Raw genomic sequence first — 6,274 nt, forward strand, 5'->3', positions numbered from 1 at the left:
CCGTGCTTTCAAACGAAAGTACGGCCTTTTATCATTTGAAATCTGCGTCAAACTCAGGCGCTTAGACCTCACCTTCCGCGAGCTTCCTGATGCCTTGCGCATCGATCAAGGTCAGCTTCTGACGCCCGCCGAGCACAAAGCCCTTGGTTTCCCATCCACTCAAAATCCGCGATACGGTATGGAGCGTAGTTCCCGTCATCTCGGCAATATCCTGCCTTGTGATCGGAAAATCGATGCGAATACCGCCGTCTTCTTTCTTACCAGCTTTCTGCGCCAGACGCAGTACAACATGGGCGACGCGGCGCTCGACTTCTTCCGTTGACATCTCACGGATGCGCGTATGCGCTTCCTCAAGACGCGTGCCAATTGTTTGAATTGCATTCATCGCAAGACCGGGATTCTGCTCGACGAAATAATCCCACAGTTCGGTGGGCCAACCGAGCACAATGCTTTCTGTGACTGCCATGGCAGTGCCGGGATAGTCGTTGCGCTGAAGAGCTTTGGCAAAGCCGAAAAGATCACCCGGATGCACCATGCGAACGATAATCTGCTGCCCGTCAGAAGTGACCTGATTAACCTTGAGACGTCCATAGAGCAGCAGATAAAACGTTACCGCTTCATCACCTTGTTCAAAAATGGATTCACCCTGCGGAATACGTCGCGACGAAGCATAGGAGACAAGCTTATCCAGCTCATTGTCCCCCATTTTGGCGAATAATGATAATTTCCTGACACGACCGCGATCAATCGTGGCCATTCGAATACCCCTACTCTGAATCCCTATTCCTACTTAGCATAATTAAGCAGGAAAAGCATGCGTTTAGGGGCAAAAACTTGTGGCGATTCATCAATTAAGGTTACACCGAAAGGGCTCTTAACCGCTTGAGCACAGGGGCATACCAGCGCCCGTCGCGGACAAGGCGAAATCCGAGATTATCAGGCGGCAAACCAACACTGCACCCCCCGGATTTTGGGTTACGGATAAACGACCTCATCGCTGCACGATGCTTGCCATTCACCACATAGACACCGCAAACCACGTTTTCGCTTGCTATCTTGCCATATGCATCAAGATTGACACGACGGTGACAAGTCGTGGTCCATTCCCACACATTGCCACCAATATCGGTTATACCAAGCTCGTTTTCACCAAAGCTGCCCACCGGACGGACCGCCGGATCGCGATCCTTTTTGCTTTCGCTCTGCTTTTCATAATCGCGCAACCAGCGCAGCGCTGGATTAACACTGCCATTGTCATCACCGCCTAGAGCATCATCGGCAAAACGCGACCCCGCAGCGAAAACCCATTGCTCGTCGGTCGGCAAATGCCACACTTCGCCCGTTCTGTCCGAAAGCCAGCGCGCGTAAGCCTCTGCATCATCATAGCTGATGCCAACAACCGGATGGGTCGATTGCGCGGCATTTGCCGCTTTAGACTGAGTATCGGCTGCAACACATGCACCATCGCTTACGCACTTGGCATATTCCGCGATGGTGACCTGATACTTCATAATCTCGAACGACCGGCCAAGCCTGCGTGTCGTCAGCGGCGGATCGGTTGGATAATTATTCTTCTGAAAATCGCCGTCCGCGCGATAGGTCATGCTTCGTTCTGTAACGGTTACAGTTTGTGGGCGAACAGCTTCAGACGCCTCGCCTTTTTTGCCAATCTGGCCTGCTGCGTCGACAACCAACACACCTGCGAATACAGCGAGAAGGACAGCCGGAACAGCCACGCCAAATTCGCGCAGCTTTTTCTTTGCACTCTGTTTCATGATGTTCTCACGATCAGTTACAGGATCAATCGTCCGGAAGACGAGCCTCCAGTGCTCTCATGTCCCCCGAACCGTTGGCTGTCATGTCGGACTTACATGCCCGATGGCGCCAGTATCGACGTCATCAAATCGTCGTTCCATTCGCCCGTTACTTTGAAGTGAGCAGCAGCGCCCAGCTCAAAAGCCTCGATCAGGTTATGGTTCACATAGGCGTAAATGCCCGGTTGCTGGAAGGTGTAGAAGGCTGCTGCCGCTGCACCACCTGGGATAAACCATGTTTCCTGATCAACATCCGGCGGAGTATTAAACTTGCCGGTTGTCCAGACATAATCCCCATGCCCACCAATCAAGTGCGGACGCGTATCGCGGTTAGCCTGCGAATGAACGATCAGAACCTTTTCACCAACCTTTGCTGTCATGGCCTTATCGCCTGTCAGCGCACCGACACCGCCATTAAAGACGACATGGGTTGGAGTAAGAGTACGCGTGACCTTGACAACATCTTCATAAGAATCGCCGGGCGCGTCATACTTCTTGTAATTGCCTTCTTCGTCGCGCGGAACATAGAAGTCCTGTTCGCCAACATAATAGACCTTGTCATAAGTCAGCGGATTGCCCTTGCCATCGTTTAGGCCTTCGCGTGGCAGCACCATGATTGCACCATTCATGCTCGATGTGACATGCCATGGAACCATTCCGGGAGGTGCGCAGTGGTAAACAAACACACCAGGTTTGGTTGCCTTAAACCGCAGAACCGTCTTTTCACCCGGGTTGATCTCTGTGAGCCCCCCACCACCCAACGCGCCGGTTGCCGCATGGAAATCAATATTGTGCATCAGTGTATTTGTTTCAGGATTGATGAGCGTCAGTTCAACATAGTCGTCCTGATGCACCACCAGAAGCGGCCCCGGCACGGTGCCGTTAAATGTCATCGCGTGGACTTCGGTGCCCGCATCATCGAGGATCATCTTTTTTCCTCGATCACCATGGTGAATTCAACCACCTTGGGACCGCCGTTTGCAACCTGACTATGCGCATGCACGAAAGGAGGCTTAACCAGCTCAACCTTTTCGCGTGGAAGCGCTGCAATTTCTGCGGCACTTGCCTTTTTTAAGGTTCCCGTCGCCCAAGCCGAGCTTGTCGCCAAAACGGGTGCCAGTGCGCCCGCTAGGGCTGCTCCTGCCAAAACTGTGCGGCGATTAATATTGATATGGTCACCCATCGATTCTCTCCTTCCGATAGGACCGAGCGTTCTTCCGCTCTGTCACTCTATGTATAGGAGGCATCCGATCCTTATTCATTGCTTACGATCAACATAAGATGAATTATATGATAATAATTATTATTAAAAATCATACCCTTAAATCAATAATTTCACACTTCAACTTCGTCATTTGCGCTGGAACAAGTAAGGCCACCAAAAGCGAAATCCCGGCCTACTCTTCACGTTATATGCACCTATTGATGTGGTTAAGAAAGGTTCTTTACTGGCCATTTCATGTCGATCAAAACTAAAAAGCGGCCCTCAATAAAGCCGCTTTCACAAATTTTCGCTGCAACAAGGCTCAGAAATCGGACACCGCAAAACGCGCGCGTGCTTCAGGTATAGCCATATCCGGTGACCATTCCGGTTCATAGGTCAGTTCAACGTCTGCATGAGAAACACCCGCCACATCCTCGACACACGCTTGTACGGCTTGCGTCAGAAATCCAGCCGCAGGACAGCCTCGCGTTGTTGTCGTCATTTTGACCGACACATCACCATTCGCATGCGCAGTGATCATATAGATCATTCCTAGATCGACAAGGTTAATGCCGAGTTCAGGATCCATAACAATGCGCAATGCATTGCGCACTTCATCTTCCAGCCGCTCACGTTCTTCGCTTTGCATCGTCTTTCCTCACGCCGTACCGACGCGGATCATAATGCGATAGGCCTGACCTGTTTCGTCAAAATTCCCTACCCATTGGTGGCCGCGCTTTTCAAGTTCAGGAAACAGAAATAGCGGTTCGCGATGCAAAAGCGCAAACAGTACCTCACCTGTCTGCATATTCTCAACTTCGGCAAGGATGCTTACCATTGGTTGTGGTGGGTCCATATCCGAGCAATCAAGATATTGCGAAGGTTCCGGCCAGTCATCTGGTGAACCGGCATTATCCGAAATCTGCACAGCAGGCACTTCATCCCCGATAGGCGCAAATAGGACCTGCCAATCGCCATCGCCAATTGCTTCCGCTTTGGCAGAGAACCCCTTGCGTTCCATGACTGCAAAGAGAGGTACCGGCTTAAATGGAGCAATTAAAATAAGGCTTTGTCCGGCAGCCAGTCCTTCGACAGCGCCCATAATTGCCTGAAACGGCTCGACGCCAGCTTTCAGGAGTGGGCGCACATCAAGCTCATGTGGAATCAATTCGTAGACTGACACTGTCATTTTCTCCCCCTCGAAACTGGCCCGCCAGCGTAAATCAGATGTGGCATCGTGATAACGTTTGGAAGCTTCATGGCTTCCGGCACATCCATCAGTCGCCGTGCGCGAATGAAATGAGATGACAAAGCGAGAATTGCAACAAGATTAAGTCCACATCCCACCCTGAATGCGAGCGTCTGCCCGACGATGAGCGCGACAACGGCAATGGCAACGCCTGTATAATACACCCAGAACCAACGCTTTGCCCGGCTTTCAACCACAATGTCCTGCACGCGCGGCGTCAGAATTTTCCCCATCACCGGACCATAGCATTCAAGCCATGTCAGGAACGGGACGATCTTGTATAGCTGTGCCAAACTTAGGCCGGTTAGCCAGCCAAATGTAAAAAGATAGACCAGCGCTGCAACAACCCCATCCGTGGTGCCGACCCAAGGCAGAGCAATTGCGACGGGCAGCGAAAGCAACATAGCGGCAAAGGCCGGAACAGATGCAGCGCTATTGAGCTCAATGATTTTGCGTTTTCTCTCGCCATAAATCGAATGCACATCATGAGCATAGAGGCCGATGCTGGTAACGCCCAAAACCAATGCTACCATGAGAGCAATATCGGTCCATTCATAACCCCAATGTGTGAAGACTGTTATGAAAACCAGCAGAGCCAGAGCAGAAACACCTGCAGTCCAAACCAGATGCACCGTCTTTTTTGCAGGCTCCGGCGCAAGCATAAACATGGTCAGAAGGCGATAGCTGACACCCATTGCAGTAAAGGCCATCCAGCCGCCAAGCCCCAAAATGACATGGGTTGAAAGCCCTGAAGAAGCGATTTCCAACAAGACAGCCTGTTCAAGCATGCCGGATAGCATCAATGTAAAAAGACTTCCCAAAACAACCACAACCAGCAGGCAGACAAGGCCAACACCTACAAAACGTGCTGGTAAAGTCAGAGGTCTGGCAGTCCAAATTGTCTTGCCAAGCATCACGCTGATGATTGCAAACCCCATAATTAGAAACAGTACTGAAAGCGGCATTAGCCAAAGGGGCAAATCGACAATTCCAGCGAGAGCCGCAAAGCCGCCTATCAGCCCGCAAAGGCCGGTCAGTAAAAACAGCAATGCCGGAAGCCCGGCACCGCTGAGTTGCAAAGGCTTTGCCACCAGCACAGGCACAAACTGCAATAACGCGCCGCACATCAATAATGAAAGCCAGCCAATCGCGATAATATGCACCACGATGAGCGTTTCCGGTGCCCGCAAATCATCAAACGGGTAGCCGAAACCTCCCACCATCAGTGCCGTTCCTGCGATTAGGAAAAACAACGAGGCGGCGACATATGAGAGTGTCCATCGGGAAAGCGCGGCACCGAACATGGCAGGCCTTCATCAAAAAAGGAGTTAATGATTACCGCAGGTGCATTCATGACCGTCGGCATGGTCATGGCTCTTCGGGCGACCAATCTCTACGCGCCACAAAGGACCGCTTTCCTTATACTCCCAAGAGAAAACACCCGGATTACGGTTTTCAAGCTGATAACGCAGCGGCACCGGATCATGATCATTGACGATCTGCAACGTTTGGCCCGACTCCAGATCATCAATCATCGCGAAAATCGTCGCATGACGGGAGATAGGCGGAATGGTGCGTACATCGATAATATTGATCGTGGAAACAGGTTCGCTTGTCATCAGGTTCATCCATGGCCGTCGGCTATCGAAAGATGATGATGACAGCCCCGCATCATCATGAAACCAATTCTAAACTGGATGATGCGGGGGCGATTTGTTTCATCTCAAACAAGATAAAAAATAGAACTATTGAAGGTGTTGTCACGTTAACTGGGCTACAGTTGCCTGCCTGACGGTTTGGGCGTAATTTTTGGCGATGCAGACATCAGTTATCATCTTCAAGCGTCACCGTTTTCCGCCACAGATTATTGCTCATGCGGTGTGGCTTTATCTGCGGTTCAACCTTAGTCTGCGTGAAGTTGAGGAAATGCTGCTTGAGCGTGGAATCGACGTATCATACGAGACAGTTCGTCGTTGGATCGCCAAGTTCGGCCCCCAGATCACACGC

7 protein-coding genes and 2 pseudogenes are annotated in these 6,274 nt (G+C 51.2%); 2 read left to right on the forward strand and 7 right to left on the reverse strand.

Annotation, left to right across the window (positions count from 1 at the left end):
- Positions 1–61 precede the first annotated feature (61 nt).
- The 7 genes and pseudogenes from OPR82_RS20970 to OPR82_RS21000 all read right to left on the reverse strand — a co-directional run bounded on the left by OPR82_RS20970 (position 62) and on the right by OPR82_RS21000 (position 5,886).
- Entirely contained in the window at positions 62–757 is a 696-nt protein-coding gene (locus OPR82_RS20970; RefSeq protein ID WP_265986879.1) for a Crp/Fnr family transcriptional regulator, read from the reverse strand.
- Between the two features lie 100 nt (positions 758–857).
- Positions 858–1,778, reverse strand: coding sequence for a formylglycine-generating enzyme family protein (locus OPR82_RS20975; RefSeq protein ID WP_265986898.1), 921 nt, complete (start codon positions 1,776–1,778; stop codon positions 858–860).
- A gap of 89 nt (positions 1,779–1,867) precedes the next feature.
- Positions 1,868–2,997, reverse strand: a pseudogene (gene nirK / locus OPR82_RS20980) (copper-containing nitrite reductase).
- A gap of 343 nt (positions 2,998–3,340) precedes the next feature.
- Positions 3,341–3,667 carry a metal-sulfur cluster assembly factor gene (locus tag OPR82_RS20985; RefSeq protein WP_265986881.1) on the reverse strand — a complete coding sequence of 109 codons (327 nt, stop codon included), beginning with the start codon at positions 3,665–3,667 and terminating at the stop codon, positions 3,341–3,343.
- 9 nt (positions 3,668–3,676) lie between these two features.
- Entirely contained in the window at positions 3,677–4,201 is a 525-nt protein-coding gene (locus tag OPR82_RS20990; protein WP_265986900.1) for a DUF2249 domain-containing protein, read from the reverse strand.
- A 2-nt stretch (positions 4,202–4,203) separates the two neighbouring features.
- Complete coding sequence (locus OPR82_RS20995) at positions 4,204–5,571, reverse strand: hypothetical protein (RefSeq protein WP_265986883.1); 1,368 nt, start codon at positions 5,569–5,571, stop codon at positions 4,204–4,206.
- 24 nt (positions 5,572–5,595) lie between these two features.
- Entirely contained in the window at positions 5,596–5,886 is a 291-nt protein-coding gene (locus tag OPR82_RS21000; RefSeq protein ID WP_265986885.1) for a DUF2249 domain-containing protein, read from the reverse strand.
- A gap of 11 nt (positions 5,887–5,897) precedes the next feature.
- On the opposite strand from OPR82_RS21000, the gene OPR82_RS21005 reads away from it, so the two are divergent.
- Entirely contained in the window at positions 5,898–6,059 is a 162-nt protein-coding gene (locus OPR82_RS21005) for a hypothetical protein (protein WP_265986887.1), read from the forward strand.
- 23 nt (positions 6,060–6,082) lie between these two features.
- Positions 6,083–6,274 (forward strand): annotated as a pseudogene (locus OPR82_RS21010) (IS6 family transposase); the annotation flags it as partial.

The organism is Ochrobactrum chromiisoli, from assembly GCF_026241335.1.
Classification (GTDB): Bacteria; Pseudomonadota; Alphaproteobacteria; order Rhizobiales; family Rhizobiaceae; genus Brucella; species Brucella chromiisoli.